The organism is Rhodococcus sp. NPDC003382 (assembly GCF_053589135.1).
Map to the genome: position 1 here is coordinate 1 of NZ_JBSFRH010000030.1, position 15,833 is coordinate 15,833.

At 70.5% G+C, this 15,833-nt stretch carries 15 protein-coding genes; 10 read left to right on the forward strand and 5 right to left on the reverse strand.

Going from position 1 to position 15,833, the window contains the following annotated elements; genetic code table 11:
• Nucleotides 1-202: 202 nt before the first annotated feature.
• Nucleotides 203-1,513 (forward strand): M18 family aminopeptidase, encoded by a 1,311-nt coding sequence (locus tag ACWDUD_RS19830; RefSeq protein WP_450110373.1) that lies wholly within the window; start codon nucleotides 203-205, stop codon nucleotides 1,511-1,513.
• Between the two features lie 25 nt (nucleotides 1,514-1,538).
• On the opposite strand, the gene ACWDUD_RS19835 is transcribed toward ACWDUD_RS19830, so the two are convergent.
• On the reverse strand, nucleotides 1,539-1,961 hold the full coding sequence (locus ACWDUD_RS19835; protein ID WP_420753145.1) for an Rv2617c family stress response/phage resistance protein: 423 nt from the start codon (nucleotides 1,959-1,961) through the stop codon (nucleotides 1,539-1,541).
• 98 nt (nucleotides 1,962-2,059) lie between these two features.
• On the opposite strand from ACWDUD_RS19835, the gene ACWDUD_RS19840 reads away from it, so the two are divergent.
• The 8 genes from ACWDUD_RS19840 (at nucleotide 2,060) to purM (ending at nucleotide 11,488) form a co-directional block, all read left to right on the forward strand.
• Nucleotides 2,060-2,740 carry a helix-turn-helix transcriptional regulator gene (locus ACWDUD_RS19840; protein WP_450110374.1) on the forward strand — a complete coding sequence of 227 codons (681 nt, stop codon included), beginning with the start codon at nucleotides 2,060-2,062 and terminating at the stop codon, nucleotides 2,738-2,740.
• 70 nt (nucleotides 2,741-2,810) lie between these two features.
• Nucleotides 2,811-3,437: a Uma2 family endonuclease gene (locus ACWDUD_RS19845; protein ID WP_450110375.1), complete on the forward strand. Its 627-nt coding sequence runs from the start codon at nucleotides 2,811-2,813 to the stop codon at nucleotides 3,435-3,437.
• A gap of 65 nt (nucleotides 3,438-3,502) precedes the next feature.
• Nucleotides 3,503-5,782: a phosphoribosylformylglycinamidine synthase subunit PurL gene (purL, locus tag ACWDUD_RS19850; protein ID WP_248673584.1), complete on the forward strand. Its 2,280-nt coding sequence runs from the start codon at nucleotides 3,503-3,505 to the stop codon at nucleotides 5,780-5,782.
• Between the two features lie 2 nt (nucleotides 5,783-5,784).
• Nucleotides 5,785-7,557 carry an alpha/beta hydrolase gene (locus ACWDUD_RS19855; protein ID WP_197253374.1) on the forward strand — a complete coding sequence of 591 codons (1,773 nt, stop codon included), beginning with the start codon at nucleotides 5,785-5,787 and terminating at the stop codon, nucleotides 7,555-7,557.
• Nucleotides 7,554-8,192: a CPBP family intramembrane glutamic endopeptidase gene (locus tag ACWDUD_RS19860; protein ID WP_248673583.1), complete on the forward strand. Its 639-nt coding sequence runs from the start codon at nucleotides 7,554-7,556 to the stop codon at nucleotides 8,190-8,192. The genes ACWDUD_RS19855 and ACWDUD_RS19860 overlap by 4 nt, the downstream gene beginning before the upstream one ends.
• Nucleotides 8,193-8,203: 11 nt before the next feature.
• Nucleotides 8,204-8,593, forward strand: a complete 390-nt coding sequence (locus tag ACWDUD_RS19865) for a sterol carrier family protein (RefSeq protein ID WP_197253370.1) — start codon at nucleotides 8,204-8,206, stop codon at nucleotides 8,591-8,593.
• An 80-nt stretch (nucleotides 8,594-8,673) separates the two neighbouring features.
• Nucleotides 8,674-10,263 (forward strand): amidophosphoribosyltransferase, encoded by a 1,590-nt coding sequence (purF, locus tag ACWDUD_RS19870; RefSeq protein WP_450110376.1) that lies wholly within the window; start codon nucleotides 8,674-8,676, stop codon nucleotides 10,261-10,263.
• Between the two features lie 151 nt (nucleotides 10,264-10,414).
• Nucleotides 10,415-11,488, forward strand: coding sequence for a phosphoribosylformylglycinamidine cyclo-ligase (purM, locus tag ACWDUD_RS19875; RefSeq protein WP_197253366.1), 1,074 nt, complete (start codon nucleotides 10,415-10,417; stop codon nucleotides 11,486-11,488).
• 218 nt (nucleotides 11,489-11,706) lie between these two features.
• On the opposite strand, the gene ACWDUD_RS19880 is transcribed toward purM, so the two are convergent.
• The 4 genes from ACWDUD_RS19880 to ygfZ form a co-directional block, all read right to left on the reverse strand.
• Nucleotides 11,707-11,898, reverse strand: a complete 192-nt coding sequence (locus ACWDUD_RS19880) for a DUF3073 domain-containing protein (RefSeq protein ID WP_197253364.1) — start codon at nucleotides 11,896-11,898, stop codon at nucleotides 11,707-11,709.
• A 203-nt stretch (nucleotides 11,899-12,101) separates the two neighbouring features.
• Entirely contained in the window at nucleotides 12,102-13,058 is a 957-nt protein-coding gene (locus ACWDUD_RS19885) for an asparaginase (protein ID WP_197253362.1), read from the reverse strand.
• Nucleotides 13,055-13,729, reverse strand: a complete 675-nt coding sequence (locus ACWDUD_RS19890; protein WP_450110377.1) for an MOSC domain-containing protein — start codon at nucleotides 13,727-13,729, stop codon at nucleotides 13,055-13,057. The genes ACWDUD_RS19885 and ACWDUD_RS19890 overlap by 4 nt, the downstream gene beginning before the upstream one ends.
• Entirely contained in the window at nucleotides 13,726-14,856 is a 1,131-nt protein-coding gene (gene ygfZ / locus ACWDUD_RS19895) for a CAF17-like 4Fe-4S cluster assembly/insertion protein YgfZ (RefSeq protein WP_248673582.1), read from the reverse strand. Before ygfZ ends, ACWDUD_RS19890 begins: the two co-directional genes overlap by 4 nt.
• A 55-nt stretch (nucleotides 14,857-14,911) precedes the next feature.
• Here ygfZ and ACWDUD_RS19900 point away from each other — a divergent pair, with 55 nt between their 5' ends.
• Complete coding sequence (locus ACWDUD_RS19900) at nucleotides 14,912-15,766, forward strand: aminodeoxychorismate lyase (RefSeq protein WP_248673581.1); 855 nt, start codon at nucleotides 14,912-14,914, stop codon at nucleotides 15,764-15,766.
• Nucleotides 15,767-15,833 lie beyond the last annotated feature (67 nt).

Genomic DNA, 15,833 nt, shown 5'->3' on the forward strand with positions numbered 1-15,833 from the left:
CTCTACCAGGTAGGACCCCACGTCCTCATCTCACGCCACACCGCCCGAATGTCCCCGGCCGCCGTCAGCGAACTCCTGGTGAGAAAACCTCACTGAATATTTGCCGGTGTTGCGTTGTGGCGGTCCCAGGCGCCACAACGCAGCACCGGAAGCGGCAGCTTCACCTGGTGTGGATTCCTCGCGGTGGTGCGAGGATGCAGGAATGTCTTCTCTCACACGCGCCGACGCCCAGGGGCTGTGCAATTTCGTCGACCTGTCACCGTCACCGTTCCACGTGTGCGCGACCGTCGCGGCCATGCTCGCCGACGCCGACTTCGACGAACTGGCCGAGACGCAGCCCTGGCCGACCGAGCCCGGGCGGTACTACGTGATCCGCGGTGGCTCGCTCATCGCGTGGACCACCGAGGGGGAGGGCGCGACGGACGCGTCCGGCACGACCCGGCCGTTCCGGATCGTCGGCGGGCACACCGACAGCCCCAACCTTCGGGTCAAGCAGCATCCGGACCTGGTGTCGGCCGGCTGGCGGACCGTCGGCCTCGAACCGTACGGCGGGGCGTGGCTGAACTCGTGGCTGGACCGCGACCTCGGTGTCTCCGGCCGCCTGACGGTGCGCAACGGCGCGACCGCCTCGGACGTGCTCGTGCACGTCGACGACCCGATCCTGCGGGTTCCGCAGCTCGCGATCCACCTGTCGGAAGACCGCAAGGGCGTGCAGCTCGACCCGCAACGCCACGTGAACGCCGTGTGGGGCGTGGGTACCGAACCGCGGTCGTTCATCGGCTATCTCGCCGACCGGGCCGGGGTGGCCGCGGACGCGGTGCTCGGCTGGGAACTCATGACCCACGACCTGGCGCCGAGTTCGCTGGTCGGGGTGGACGGCGATCTGGTCAGCGCACCGCGCCTGGACAACCAGGGCACCTGCTACGCGGGCGTGCACGCGCTGCTCGCCGCGGCCGAGCACGTCGTCCGGAACCCGGGCCCGTCCCCGATGCTCGTGCTGTTCGACCACGAGGAGGTCGGCAGCATGTCGGACCGCGGGGCGTTCTCCGACCTGTTGAACTCGGTGCTCGAGCGGATCGTGCTCGCGCGCGGCGGTGGTCGCGAGGAGTTCCTGCGCACCCTGGCCGGGTCGATCGTCGCCTCCGGGGACATGGCGCACGCGACGCACCCGAACTATGCGGAGCGGCACGAGCCGTCGCACCGGATCGAGGTGAACGGCGGACCGGTGCTCAAGGTCAACCAGAACCTGCGGTACGCGACGGATGCGGCCGGCGCCGCGGCGTTCGCCCTGGCCTGCGACCAAGCCGGGGTGCCGCTGCAACGCTACGTGCACCGCGCCGACCTGCCGTGCGGTTCGACGATCGGGCCGATCACCGCGTCGCGCACCGGGCTGACCACGGTCGACGTGGGCGCCCCGCAGCTCGCGATGCACTCGGCCCGCGAGCTGATGGGCGCCGCCGATGTCGGCTCCTACGCGGACGCTCTGGCCGCCTTCCTGACGCCGGCGGCCTGACCGATCCGGTCCGGCCGGATCGGGCTCACGTCCGGCGGTGGTACGCGACCGCGAGTCGTGCGAGTGCCACGGCTCCGACGAGCAGACCGAAATCGCGCAGCGCGATGTCGTAGTAGCCGGAGTAGGTCAGCAGGTTGACGATGATCCCGGCGAGCCATGCGGCGACGACCCAGGCTCCGATCCGGGGTGCGACGGCGACGAGGATGCCGGCTGCGATCTCGATGACACCGACGAGGTACATGGCCTGCTGCGCGGTGCCGGGGAGGATGTCGTCGATCCACGTGGCCAGGTAGCCGGGCCAGTCGGTCAGCAGGTTGGTGAACTTGTCGAGCCCGAACAGGATCGGGGCGACGGTGAAGACCGTGCGCAGTGCCAGAAACGCCTGATAGCCGGGGTCGTGGAGGTCTGCGCGCGCGGTGATCGCGGTGGGGGATGAGGTGGTGGACATGACGGGTCTCCCTCTGTCCGAGTTCTAAAAACTATCTGCACTGATTTTAGAATCGGCGGCGACATTTAGTCAACGAAAATCGGTTTTACAATCGAGGGATGGACCGCGCGCAGCAATCGGGGATCGCCGCCCTCGCGGCACTCGGCGAACCCGCCCGGAGCCGGCTCTACGACTACGTCGTGAGCCGTCGCGAACCGGTGGGACGCGACGAGGTCGCCGCCGCCCTGGGTATCGCCCGCACGACCGCCGCCTTCCATCTCGACCGGCTCGTCGAAGAGGGGTTGCTCGAGGTCGAGTTCGCCCGCCGGAGCGGGCGCGCCGGGCCGGGAGCCGGACGCCCCGCGAAGCTGTATCGCCGGGCCGCGCGACAGATCGACGTGACTCTGCCCGCGCGGCGATACGAACTGGCGGGCCGGTTGCTGGCGGACGCCGTCGACGAGTCCGACCGCACCGGCGAATCGCCGCGCGCGATCCTGTCGCGGCGCGCGACCGAACTGGGCCGGCGGATCGGGGAGGACGCCGCCGGCGAGCGGACGACCGAGGTCCTCGCGGACCACGGATTCGAACCGCTCGACGACGGGGACGCCATCCGCCTCGGAAACTGCCCGTTCCATGCGCTGGTCGACGGGCACACCGACCTGGTGTGCGGTATGAACCTCGACCTGCTCACGGCACTGCTCGACGGCCTGGGCGACCGCACCCTGCGCGCGTGCCTGGATCCCGCGCCGGGTTTCTGCTGCGTCCGATTGGTGCCGTCCGACCGGATCGACCCCGCCTAAGGCCCACGTGGAGCCGTCCGCGATGCGAGACTGAGTGCACCTTCCCGCCGAGGACGAACGGTGGTGATCGATGATGAGCGGTCCGTCGTTCCCCGACCATCTGCTGACGGTCGACGAGTGGGCGGCCCTGCCCGAGTACGAGCGCTACCGGCTCGAGCTCTGCGAAGGGGTCCTCGTCGTGACCCCGCACCCCGGATACCTGCACCAGCACGTCACGTTCGCACTGGTCGACGCGCTCGCCGAGCAACTCCCCGACGAGCTGTGCGTCCTCGGCGACGTCGAGGTGCTGCTCCCCGGCGAGCCGCCGACGGTCCGCTGCCCCGACGTGATCGTCGTCGACCGGGCCCTCGTCGAGGCCGATCCGGACCGTGCGACCGCCGCCGATGTGCGGCTCGTGGTCGAGGTGACGACCGCCGGAAGCGGGCGGACCGACCGGGTCACGAAGTTCTCCGAATACGCGGAGAGCGGGATTCCGCAGTACTGGATCGTCGATCTCACCGAACCGGCCGTGCTCGCGGCGTTCACCCTCGAAAACGGGTGGTACCGATTCGACGGCGAACAGGCGGGAACGATGACGCTGCCCGTGGCCGGTCGTGACGTGACCGTGGACCTGGAAGCGCTCACCCTCACGCGGGCGAACGCCCGCGGCGTGTCCGCCGACGCACCGGTGGCACCCGATGACGGTCCCCCCCGATAGACTGGCCGCGGCAGTGCGCGCCCGGCCTGCCGTTTCGATCCCAGAGTGAAGGGACCCGACGCCCAGTGTCACCGCAGGTGGATACCGTCACCCACGCCGCCGAGACTTCCGATCTTGCTCAGCCGTACGCCGAGCTGGGTCTGAAGGACGACGAGTACGCCCGCATCAAGGAGATCCTGGGCCGCCGTCCCACGGACGCCGAACTGGCGATGTACTCCGTGATGTGGTCCGAGCACTGCTCCTACAAGTCGTCGAAGGTCCACCTGCGCTACTTCGGGGAGACCACCACCGACGAGATGCGTTCCTCGATGCTGGCCGGCATCGGCGAGAACGCCGGTGTCGTCGACATCGGCGACGGCTGGGCGGTGACCTTCAAGGTCGAGTCGCACAACCACCCCTCGTACATCGAGCCCTACCAGGGCGCGGCCACCGGTGTCGGCGGCATCGTCCGCGACATCATGGCGATGGGTGCGCGCCCGATCGCGGTCATGGACCAGTTGCGTTTCGGTGCCGCGGACCATCCCGACACCCGCCGCGTCGTCGACGGCGTGGTGCGCGGTGTCGGTGGCTACGGCAACTCCCTCGGCCTTCCGAACGTCGGCGGCGAGACCGTGTTCGACGCCTCCTACCAGGGCAACCCGCTGGTCAACGCGCTGTGCGCGGGCGCGATGCGCGTCGAGGACCTGCACCTGGCGTTCGCGTCCGGCACCGGCAACCGCATCATCCTGTTCGGTGCCCGCACCGGCCTCGACGGCATCGGCGGCGTCTCCGTCCTCGCGTCCGAGACGTTCGACGACAGTGCAGGCGGCCGCCCGAAGAAGCTGCCGAGCGTGCAGGTCGGCGACCCGTTCACCGAGAAGGTGCTCATCGAGTGCTGCCTCGACCTGTACCGCGAGAAGCTGGTCGTCGGCATTCAGGACCTCGGCGGCGCCGGCCTGTCCTGCGCGACCTCCGAGCTCGCCGCCGCCGGTGACGGCGGCATGCGCATCCACCTCGACCGGGTCCCGACCCGTGCGAAGGGCATGACCCCCGCCGAGGTGCTGTCCTCCGAGTCGCAGGAACGCATGTGCGCGGTCGTCGCGCCCGAGAACGTCGAGGCGTTCATGGCGGTCTGCAAGAAGTGGGACGTGCTGGCGACCGACATCGGTGAGGTCACCGACGGCGACCGCCTGGTTATCACCTGGCACGGCGAGACCGTCGTGGACGTGCCGCCGCGCACCGTCGCACACGAGGGCCCGGTCTACGAGCGTCCCGTGCAGCGTCCGGACTCGCAGGACGCGCTGATCGCCGACACCACCGCCGGCCTGAAGCGCCCGGAGACGGCCGACGAACTGAAGGCCACGCTGCTGAAGATGCTCGCGTCGCCGGCGCTGTGCAGCCGCAAGTGGATCACCGAGCAGTACGACCGCTACGTGCGCGGCAACACCGTGCTGGCGGAGAACGCCGACGCCGGTGTGGTCCGCATCGACGAGGAGACCGGCCGCGGTATCGCCCTGGCGACCGACGCGTCGGGCCGCTACACCCAGCTCGACCCGTACGCGGGCGCGCAGCTCGCGCTCGCCGAGGCGTACCGCAACGTCGCCACCACGGGCGCGACCCCCAAGGCCGTGTCCAACTGCCTCAACTTCGGTTCGCCGGAGGATCCGGCCGTGATGTGGCAGTTCCAGCAGGCGGTGCGCGGCCTCGCCGACGGATGCGCCCAGCTCGGCATCCCGGTGACCGGCGGCAACGTCAGCTTCTACAACCAGACCGGCTCGACCGCGATCCTGCCGACCCCGGTCGTCGCGGTGCTCGGCGTCATCGACGACGTGCATCGTCGTATCCCGACCGGCCTGGGCCTCGAGCCCGGCGAGACGCTCATCCTGCTCGGCGAGACCCGCGACGAGTTCGACGGATCGATCTGGGCGCAGGTCGAGCACAACCACCTCGGTGGTGTGCCCCCGAAGGTGGACCTCGAGCGCGAGCGGCTCATCGCGGAGATCCTCGTCGCCGGTTCGCGCGACGGCCTGATCTCGGCGGCCCACGACCTGTCCGAGGGCGGCCTCGCCCAGGCGGTCGTCGAAGCGGCGCTCGCCGGTGAGACCGGTTGCCGGATCCTGCTTCCCGAGGACGCGGACCCGTTCGTCACGCTGTTCTCCGAATCCGCCGGCCGGGTGCTGGTCGCGGTGCCGCGCACCGAGGAGTCCCGCTTCACGGGGATGTGCTCGGCGCGCGACCTGCCGTGGGTGCGGATCGGTGTCGTCGACGAGGGTTCGGATTCCGTCGAGGTGCAGGGCCGGTTCGCGGTGACCCTGGCCGAGCTGCGAGAGGTCTACGAGGGCACTCTTCCCGCCTTGTTCGGGTAGCCATGGCCAGTACCCAGGTCGATCGGTTGGCGTTGATCGAGGCTCGCCAGGGCCGGGTCATCGCCGCGGTCACCGATTTCGGTGACCGTCACCCCCTCACCGCGCGGGTGTGGGGGTGGCTGAGCCTGGATTTCACCGGTATCGCCTTCGCGGCGTTGTTCTTCTGCTGGTCGCTGTCGCCGTCGCTGCTGCCGCGCGACTGGTTGTTCCAGGGTCTCATCGGCGGTATCAATGCGGCGATCGGCTACGGCGTCGGATGTGCGGTGGGCTGGGCCGTCTACCGGTTCGTGTTGTCGTGGGCGCGTTGGTGGCCGCCGCCGATCCCCGTGCTGCGGGCGATCAAGGTCGCGGTGCCGGTCGCCGCGATCGTCGCGTCTCTGATGGCGTTGGTGTTCTCGGCGGTCCAGCAGCGTCAGCTCGCGGCGCTGATGGGCGCGGAGGGCACGACGACCAGCGGCTACCTGCGCACCCTGGCGCTGGCGCTCGCGGTCTCCGGCCTGCTCGTGGCCCTCTGGCGCGGTCTGCGCGACATCGGCAGATGGATTGCGTGGCAACTGATCCGGCGTCACCTTCCGGCCGGTCTCGCGCGCACCCTCGGCGTGCTCGTGGTCGTGCTGGTGACGGCCATGCTCATCGACGGCGTCCTGATCCGGGGGACGTACGCGATCGTCAACTCCGCGTTCAGCATCCAGGACGCCGAGACCCGGCCCGGTGCCGTCCAGCCGATGAACCCGGAGAAGTCCGGCAGTCCCGAATCGCTGGCCCCGTGGGACACCCTCGGTTTCGAGGGGCGCAACTTCGTCTCCCGCGGACTCCACGCCGGCGAACTCGAAGCCGTCAACGGCACCCCCGCGAAGGAACCCATCCGCGTGTACGTCGGGCTCGGCACCGCCGACACCGTCGAGAAACGCGCGGACCTGGTGATCGACGAACTCGAACGCACCGGAGCCTTCGACCGCAAGGTGCTGGTGATCATCCCGACGACCGGTACGGGCTGGGTGAACCCCACCGCCGCGCAGGCCATGGAATTGGTCCACAACGGCGATCTCGCGATGGTCGCGTGGCAGTACTCGTTCCTGCCCAGCTGGATCTCGTTCCTCGCCGACCGGGACAAGGCCGCCGAAGCCGGCCGGATCCTCGTCGACCGTGTCCACGAACGCTGGCTCGCCCAGCCGCCCGACCGGCGACCCGAGCTGTACGTCTACGGGGAGAGCCTCGGAACCCAGTCGGGGGAGGGGGCTTTCGACACCCTCGCCGACATCCGCGAGACCGTGGACGGGGTGCTGTGGGTGGGGCCGCCCAACGCCAACCGGCTGTGGCATCAGCTCGTCGATCGCCGCGACCCCGGCACGCCCGAGGTGCAGCCGGTGTACGCCGACGGCATGGTCGTGCGGTTCACCGACGACGCGGAAGACCTCGACAACCCGCCCAGCCCGTGGTTGAACCCGCGCGTGCTGTACATCCAGCACGCGTCCGACCCGGTGGTGTGGTGGTCGACCGACCTGCTGTTCACACGGCCCGACTGGCTGTCCGAACCCCCCGGGCCGGACCGGCTGCCGCAGATGCGCTGGTTCCCGATCGTCACGTTCTGGCAGGTTTCGGCGGATCTGACGAACGCGGCCGGCGTACCCGACGGACACGGCCACAACTACGGCACCGAGGTGCTCGACGGATGGGTCGCGGTGACCCAGCCGGAGGGCTGGACCTCCACCGACACCGAACGGGTGCGGTTCGCGCTCGAGGCGCTCGCCGGCACCCAGGGGCCGGAGAAGTGACCCGCTTCGGCCTCGTGGGACCGGCTGTCGCGGCGGGAGCGGTCGTGTGGAGCGCGACCCTGCCGTCGGCACCGCTCGGCGCGCACGGGCGCACGTGGGCGTCGGCAGGGGTGGGCGTGTGCGCGGTGGTCGCCGCCCGCGCGTCGGGCATGAACCGCACCGAGCTGGGGCTCGACCCCGCCCGCGTCCCGTCCGGATTGCGCTGGGGCGGTGCGGTCGCGGCGGCGGTCCTCGGTGGCTACGTGCTCGCCCTGACCGTACCCGTGGTACGCGACCGGATCGCGGACTCGGCCGGAGCCGGCCGCGACGACTTCTGGACCTGGATCACGTTGCACATCCCGGTGGGGACCGTGCTCGCGGAGGAACTGCTGTTCCGCGGGGTCCTGACACCGCTGGTGAGCCCCGCGGTGCACGCCACCGCGTTCGGGTTGTGGCACGTGCGGCCGGCGATGATCGCGGGGGACAGCGTCGTCGGGACGGTCGCGGTGACCGGCCTGGCCGCGCTCGGTTTCGACTGGTTGCGCCGGCGCAGCGGCAGCGTCCTCGCGCCCGCCCTCGCGCACCTGGCGATCAACACCGGGGGAGCGGCCGCGGCACGTCTGATGGGGACCCGGCGCCGCCTGCGCGTGTCCTAGGCTGCCTACCCGTGGCACCCCGCAAACCCGTCGACCCCGCCGAACTCAGAGACGCCCTGCTCCGGGTCGCGCCGTGGCTGCGCGGCGAAAGCGACGACCGGCCGGCGCGGGCGGATCTCGCCGCGGCGGTCCGGCTCAGCGCTCGCACCCTCGAGCAGGTGGCGCCGGGAGCCAGCGTGGAGGTGCGGGTACCGCCGTTCGTGGCGGTGCAGTGCATCGAGGGGCTGCGGCACACCCGCGGCACACCGCCGAACGTCGTCGAAACCGAGCCCCGCACCTGGCTGCTGCTCGCGACCGGCCTCCTCGGATACGACGACGCGGTCGCGTCCGGGAAGCTCGATGCGTCCGGGAGCCGGGCCGCGGAGATCGCCCACTGGCTGCCGCTGATGCGGGTCGTGTGACGAGTCCCGGATAGGGCTTACCGGAACCTGCTCGTAGAATGGGTATGCCCCGCCCTTGTCCAGCCCCAGGGAGCACCCCGGTGACCAGTGCCGATCTGTCGGTCCACACTCGCAATCTTCTCGCCTCCGATGAACCCGAAAACGAGCCTCGCGAGGAGTGCGGCGTCTTCGGAGTCTGGGCTCCCGGCGAGGACGTGGCGAAGCTCACGTACTACGGCCTCTACGCGCTGCAGCACCGCGGACAGGAAGCGGCCGGCATCGCCGTCGCGGACGGCTCGCAGGTGCTCGTCTTCAAGGATCTCGGCCTGGTGAGCCAGGTGTTCGACGAGCAGACGCTCGCCGCGATGCCCGGCCACATCGCCGTCGGCCACTGCCGCTACTCGACGACCGGTTCGACGACCTGGGAGAACGCACAGCCGATCTTCCGGACGACCGCCGCCGGCACCGGTGTCGCGCTCGGCCACAACGGCAACCTCGTCAACACCGCGGAACTCGCCCAGCGAGCCCGTGAACTGGGCATCATCGACCCCGCCCGGCCCGGTGCCGCGACCTCGGACTCCGACATCGTCGGTGCGCTCCTCGCCCATACCGTCGCCGAAGGCACCCTCGAGCAGGCCGCGATGAAGCTCTTCCCGAAGCTGCGCGGCGCGTTCTGCCTGACCTTCATGGACGAGCACACCCTGTACGCGGCGCGCGACCCGTGGGGCATCCGCCCGCTGTGTCTGGGCCGCCTCGACCGCGGCTGGGTCGTCGCGAGCGAGACCGCGGCCCTCGACATCGTCGGCGCATCCTTCGTCCGCGACATCGAGCCCGGTGAGCTGCTCGCGATCGACGCCGACGGCGTGCGGTCGTCGCGGTTCGCGAACCCCGAGCCCAAGGGCTGCGTCTTCGAGTACGTCTACCTCGCCCGTCCCGACTCCACGATCGCCGGCCGGTCGGTGCACGCGACGCGTGTCGAGATCGGCCGTCGTCTCGCGAAGGAACACCCGGTCGACGCGGATCTGGTGATCCCGGTGCCCGAGTCCGGGACACCCGCCGCGGTCGGTTACGCGCAGGGTTCGGGCGTGCCCTACGGGCAGGGCCTGATGAAGAACGCCTACGTGGGCCGCACCTTCATCCAGCCCAGCCAGACGATCCGTCAGCTCGGTATCCGGCTCAAGCTCAACCCGTTGCGCGAGGTGATCCGCGGCAAGCGGCTCGTCGTCGTCGACGACTCGATCGTGCGCGGCAACACCCAGCGCGCCCTGATCCGGATGCTGCGCGAGGCAGGGGCTCTGGAGATCCACGTGCGGATCGCGTCCCCGCCGGTCAAGTGGCCCTGCTTCTACGGCATCGACTTCGCCTCCCCGGCGGAGCTGATCGCCAACGGCAGCGGCACCCGCGACGACGCCGCACACGTCTCCGAACACGACTTCGACGAGATGGTCGAGATGGTGCGCCGCTCGATCGGCGCCGACTCGCTCGGCTACATCTCCATCGACGGCATGATCGGCGCGACCGAGCAGCCCGCCTCACGGTTGTGCGCGGCCTGCTTCGACGGTCGCTACCCGATCGCGCTGCCGAAGGAGCACGCCGTCGGCAAGGACGTCCTCGAGGGCATCGTCGACGTCGAATCGGACACCCCTACGGTCCTCGACAACGACAACGCGGACGCGTTGAGCCGTCCCTGAGGTCCGGACTTTTCTCTCCTCGCGCACCGACGGTCCCGGCCGGTCCGGTACCGTAGGTGCGCGGCCGGCTGCTTTCGGCGTGCACACGCGCGTCCGAACGACGGTGCCGGCACACCTGTTCACCACAACTCGAGGCTGGAGCCGACAACCCATGACCGAGGACACAACCCCCGGAGCTTCCTACGCAGCGGCGGGCGTGGACATCGAGGCAGGCGACCGAGCCGTCGAACTGTTCGCGCCGCTCGCGAAGAAGGCGACCCGACCGGAGGTGCTCGGCGGCCTCGGTGGATTCGCGGGCCTGTTCGCGCTCAAGGGTGACTACAAGGAGCCCCTGCTGGCGTCGTCCACCGACGGGGTCGGCACGAAGCTCGCGGTCGCGCAGGCGCTCGACAAGCACGACACCGTCGGTCTCGACCTCGTCGCGATGGTCGTCGACGACCTGGTCGTGTGCGGCGCGGAGCCGCTGTTCCTCCAGGACTACATCGCCGTCGGCCGGGTCGTTCCCGAGCGGGTCGCGGAGATCGTCGGCGGTATCGCCGAGGGCTGCATCCAGGCCGGTTGCGCGCTGCTCGGTGGCGAGACGGCCGAGCATCCCGGTGTGATGGCGGACGGCGACTACGACCTGTCCGCGACCGGTGTCGGTGTCGTCGAGGCCGACAAGCTGCTCGGCCCCGACCGGGTCCGTCCGGGCGACGTGGTCATCGCCATGGGCTCCTCGGGTCTGCATTCGAACGGCTACTCGCTCGCCCGCAAGGTGCTGCTCGAGATCGGCAAGATGAGCCTGACGGCGCACGTCGACGAGTTCAGCCGCACGCTCGGCGAGGAACTGCTCGAGCCGACCCGCATCTACGCCAAGGACTGCCTGGCGCTCGCCGCCGAGACCGAGGTCCGCACGTTCTGCCACGTCACCGGTGGTGGCCTCGCCGCGAACCTCGCGCGCGTCATGCCGAAGGGCCTCGTCGCCGAGCTGGACCGCACGACGTGGAGCCCGGCGCCGGTGTTCGGGATGATCGCCCAGCGCGGTCGCGTCGAGCGCGCCGAGATGGAGAAGACGTTCAACATGGGCGTCGGCATGGTCGCGATCGTCGCGCCGGAGGACGTCGACCGCGCGCTGGCCGTGCTCACCGCCCGGCACATCGACTGCTGGACCCTCGGTACCGTCCGCAAGGCGCAGGACCAGGACGACGTGCGGGCCGTGCTGCTCGGCGACCACCCGCGGTTCTAGCCGGATCGGCTTCCAAAGCAAAGCGCTGCGCCCGGGCCACCTGGATGGCCCGGGCGCAGTGCTTTGTGCTCAGGTGCGTGGCTGAGATCCCGGTACCGGGGAGCATCCGCGCCGGCGGGTGCGGAACCCGGACGACACACCGTGCGCGGGTGCGTCGTGCGCCAGTAAGGGGAGCCGGTGTTGCCGGCTCCCCGATCCGTGCGTGGGATTACTCTGGGTCAGCGACGCCAGTCGTCGTCCGAGTCGTCGTCCCAACCGGAGCGTTGTTCAGCGAAGACTTCGTCCCGGTGCGAGATGGGTTCACCACCAGACAACTCTCGCTGGAGGCTCTCGAAGTCGGTGGACGGCGAGCTGTACTTGAGTTGCCGTGCAACCTTGGTCTGCTTTGCCTTAGCCCGGCCGCGGCCCATGGCTAACCCCCTCGCGCTTTGACGGGGCGGCCTGGGGAATTTGGCGGCCCCGGTGATGTGAGTATTTTCCTGCGCTCCACTCTAGCGTGGAAAAGTTCGTTCCGCCTCCACACACCCCTCCAGGGCCGTGTCCGATGCGTCTCACCTGGGCACGACCTGCGGCGACAGCGCGGTTCGTCGGGGGTTCGTCTGGCGATCGGAGGTCAGAACACCCCCGGAATCGCGCGAACGGTGCCCACACGCTTGCCTCCACCGAGCACCGGCTGCGAGGCGAGCGTCGCGAGTTCCTCCGACAAGTCGACACCGAGACGGTGCAGCAGCGCCGCGGTCAACGGCAGCCGGGCGCGTTCGTGACCGTCGTCGATCTTGAACGCGAACGCGGTGCCGTCCGGCAGCGCGCCGGCGTGGATACCGTCGGCCCCTGCCTTGCACATCAGGCCCGGCACCGCGGTCATCAGGCGGACGTCGTCCTTGCCGGTTCCGGAGATCAGGAACGGGTGGGCGCGCAGCGCGTCGGCGACCGCCCGCTCGGGAGTGTCCGGGGCCGCGGTGACGAGCCGCGAGTACGCGCTCGCGAGGTTGAACAACGGCAGTGGAACGATGGGCAGGCCGCAGCCGTCGATGCCGAGTTCGGCGTCCTCGAAGTCGCCGGCCAGGTCCAGGACGGTGTCGACGACGGCCTGCTGCAGCGGATGGGCCGGGTCGAGGTAGGTGCGCGGATCCCAGTCGCTCGCGGCGCACGCGGCGAGCATCGCGGCGTGCTTGCCGGAGCAGTTCATGTACACCGTCCGCGGCGGCCGCCCGGACGCGAGGACCTCGGCGCGGGCCAGTTCGTTGCCCGGCAGGTCCGCCGGGCACTGCAGGTCGGTCTCGTCGAAGCCGTACTCGTCGAGCAGGTCCTCGACGAGCTCGACGTGCTCGGACTCGCCTTCGTGCGACGCGGTCGCGATGGCCAGCTCGGCCGTGGTGCGCGGGACGAAACCGTTTCGCAGCAGTGCCGTGGCCTGCAGCGGCTTGTTCGACGACCGCGGATAGATCGGCGTGTGCACCTCGCCCAGCGAGATCAGCACCTCGCCGCGCGGGTCCAGGACGATCAGGGACCCGCGGTGCACGCACTCGCGGAACCCGGACCGCACGACCTCCACCAGTTCGACGCTCACATCGCCCCCTGCACCTGTCGTACGGCGAGCCGCCGGCGGACCTTCTCGACGAGGGTCGGCGACAGATCCTGCTGCTGTTCGAGCAGCACCGCGAGCCGATCCGGGTCGCGTCCGGTGAACATATCCCGGACGGTGACGCCGTGTGCGGGAACGGACAGCACTTCGATCGGGTCGCCCGCAGCGACCGGGCCCTCGGCGACGACCTTCAGGTAGGCGCCGGTGTCGCCGCGCTCGGTGAAGCGTTTGACCCAGCGCGGTTCGGCCGCCCACCTTCCGAAGGTTCCGCAGGGGGTGCGCGGCTCGGTCACCTCGCGCACCAGACCACCGGTGCCGACCGCCCACCGTTCGCCGATCACCGCGTCGGTCGTCGGGATGCCGCTCAGCCGCAGGTTCTCACCGAACCAGCCCGCGGGCAGGTCCCGGCCGAGTTCGGACACCCAGCGCTGCGCCTCGTCCTCGCCGTAGACGTACACGGCCTTGTAACGGCCGCCGTGGTGCTCGGTGTCGCACTGACGGTCGCCGGTGAGGCCGTGCGGGCCGACGTGCACCGGATCGGACACAGGACGCTTGTCGATGGCCGTGACGGGAACCCGGCGGCTACCGCTGTCCCGGATCGCATGCACCACACACACCGCGTCCACCCGGCCGAGCCGGATGTCTGCGGCGGTCACCGGCCGCGCAGCCGTTCGACGGCCAGGCGGCCCGCCTGGACACCGGTGTCGTCCGGAACGGAGTCCGCGTCGATCGCCGCGGCGCAGGGTCCGGCGACCAACGCGGTTCCGGCGGGAACGGTGCGCTTGATCAATGCGAGCGCGATCGGGCCGAGTTCGTGGTGGTCGACGACGGTGCCCAGACGGCCCACGGTCCGGCCGTCGGCGGTCACCGGATCGCCGGGCTCGGGCCGTCCGTCGGCGGAACCGTCGAGGTGCAGCAGCACCAGGTGCCGAGGCGGCTTGCCGAGATTCTCGACCCGCGCCACCGTCTCCTGGCCCCGATAGCACCCCTTGTCGAGATGCACGGCACCGAAGCGGTCGGGCCCGCCGATCCAGCGGGCCTCGTGCGGGATGGTGCGCTCGTCGGTGTCGAGTCCGATGCGCGGGCGCACGGCCTCGACGCGCAGCGCCTCGAACGCCCACGTGCCGGCGGCGCGGGCGCCGGCTGCGGTGAGCGCCCCGAACACCTCGGTGAGCTTCTCCCGGGGCACCAGCAGGTCGTACGAATGGCCGGTCGGCCACGGCATGCGCCGCACGAACCCGCCGCCGGGCAGCGCGACCGCGTCGTACGGCCGGGCCGGCAGCGCCTCGAGACCCAGCGCGGCGAGGATGCGCGGGTCGCCGGACTCCGGTCCGAGCAGGCTCAGCACCGCCAGCTCGTTCCCGTCGCGGGGTTCGGCCTTGGCCCAGAAGACCATCTTGGTGAGGAACGCCAGCAGATCGGGTCCGCGCCCGGGTTCGGTGTCGATCCACGTGACACCGTCCAGATCGGTCTGCACGAAGTGGTGTTCGATGCGCCCGTTGGCGTCCAGGCTCAGGTTCTCGGCGGAGGTGCCGTCGGGCAGCGCTGCGACGTGCTGGCTCGAGATCGTGTGCAGCCACGAGAGCCGTTCCTCGCCGGAGATCGCGATGACGAACCGCGTCGACCGGTCGATCACCGCCGCTCCGAGCGTCGCGGCGCGCTGTTCACCGAGGGGATCGCCGTGGTGCCAGGGAAGTCCGGCATCGGGTGTGCCTGCGGGGGCGGCGACGGCGTCGGGGAGCGCGAGCAGTGGGCTTTCGGTCACGATCGGAAACTCGGCCACGACACCAGTCTATGGGGAACAAGGTCGTGGACCGCCAATGGATAGGGTGGGCGCCATGGCTGATCGGGTGCTGGTGACGCTGGACGGCGAGGTGCGGGACGCGGATGCGCCGCTGCTCCATGCCGACGATTTCGGTGTGCTGCGGGGGGACGGCGTCTTCGAGACATTGCTGGTGCGGGAGGGGCGGGCACGGACCGTCGATCGGCACCTGGCCCGGCTGGCGGCGTCCGCCGAGGCGGCGGGCCTGCCCGAACCGGATCGCGACGACTGGCGGCCGGCGATCGACCTGGCCGTCGAACAGTGGGGCAAGGACCGTGAGGGCGCGCTGCGGCTGGTGTACACCCGGGGCCGCGAGACCGGCGGTGGTCCGACCGCCTTCCTGCTGGTCACCCCGGTCGCGGAGCGGATCGAGGCGGCGCGGCGCGACGGCGTGTCGGTGGTGTCCCTCGAACGGGGATTCTCGGTGGATCTGGCGTCGCGGGCACCGTGGCAGCTCCTCGGCGCGAAGACGCTGTCGTATGCGACGAACATGGCGGCGCTGCGGCACGCCGAGTCCCTGGGTGTGGACGACGTGATCTTCGTCAGCAGCGAGGGATGCGTGCTCGAGGGTCCGCGTTCGACCGTCGTGATCGCCCGCGGCCGGACGTTGCTGACCCCGCCCCCGGCGCAGGGGATCCTGCCGGGAACCACGCAGCAGGCGCTGTTCGAGGTCGCGGAACAACGCGATTTCTCCGTCCGGTACGAAACCCTGCGCCCGGCCGACCTCATCGTCGCCGACGGGGTGTGGCTGGTGTCGAGTGTGGCGCTCGCGGCGCGTGTCCACACCCTCGACGGGCATCCTCTCGAGCGGCGGGCTCTGGACCGCGAGGTCGAGGAACTGGTCGATCTGGCGGTCGACACGATCGACTAGAGACCGCGGGCGGCAGGCTCCGGGTGAGCCGGGGGCCTCATTCGGGACGACTGTGTTTGTGGACACC

Excerpts from the sequence above, each read along its gene's own strand:
- ACWDUD_RS19830 (WP_450110373.1), top strand. The coding sequence starts at position 203 with ATGTCTTCTCTCACACGCGCCGACGCCCAGGGGCTGTGCAATTTCGTC.
- ACWDUD_RS19835 (WP_420753145.1), bottom strand. The coding sequence starts at position 1,961 with ATGTCCACCACCTCATCCCCCACCGCGATCACCGCGCGCGCAGACCTC.
- ACWDUD_RS19840 (WP_450110374.1), top strand. The coding sequence starts at position 2,060 with ATGGACCGCGCGCAGCAATCGGGGATCGCCGCCCTCGCGGCACTCGGC.
- ACWDUD_RS19845 (WP_450110375.1), top strand. The coding sequence starts at position 2,811 with ATGATGAGCGGTCCGTCGTTCCCCGACCATCTGCTGACGGTCGACGAG.
- ACWDUD_RS19855 (WP_197253374.1), top strand. The coding sequence starts at position 5,785 with ATGGCCAGTACCCAGGTCGATCGGTTGGCGTTGATCGAGGCTCGCCAG.
- purM (WP_197253366.1), top strand. The coding sequence starts at position 10,415 with ATGACCGAGGACACAACCCCCGGAGCTTCCTACGCAGCGGCGGGCGTG.
- ACWDUD_RS19880 (WP_197253364.1), bottom strand. The coding sequence starts at position 11,898 with ATGGGCCGCGGCCGGGCTAAGGCAAAGCAGACCAAGGTTGCACGGCAA.
- ACWDUD_RS19900 (WP_248673581.1), top strand. The coding sequence starts at position 14,912 with ATGGCTGATCGGGTGCTGGTGACGCTGGACGGCGAGGTGCGGGACGCG.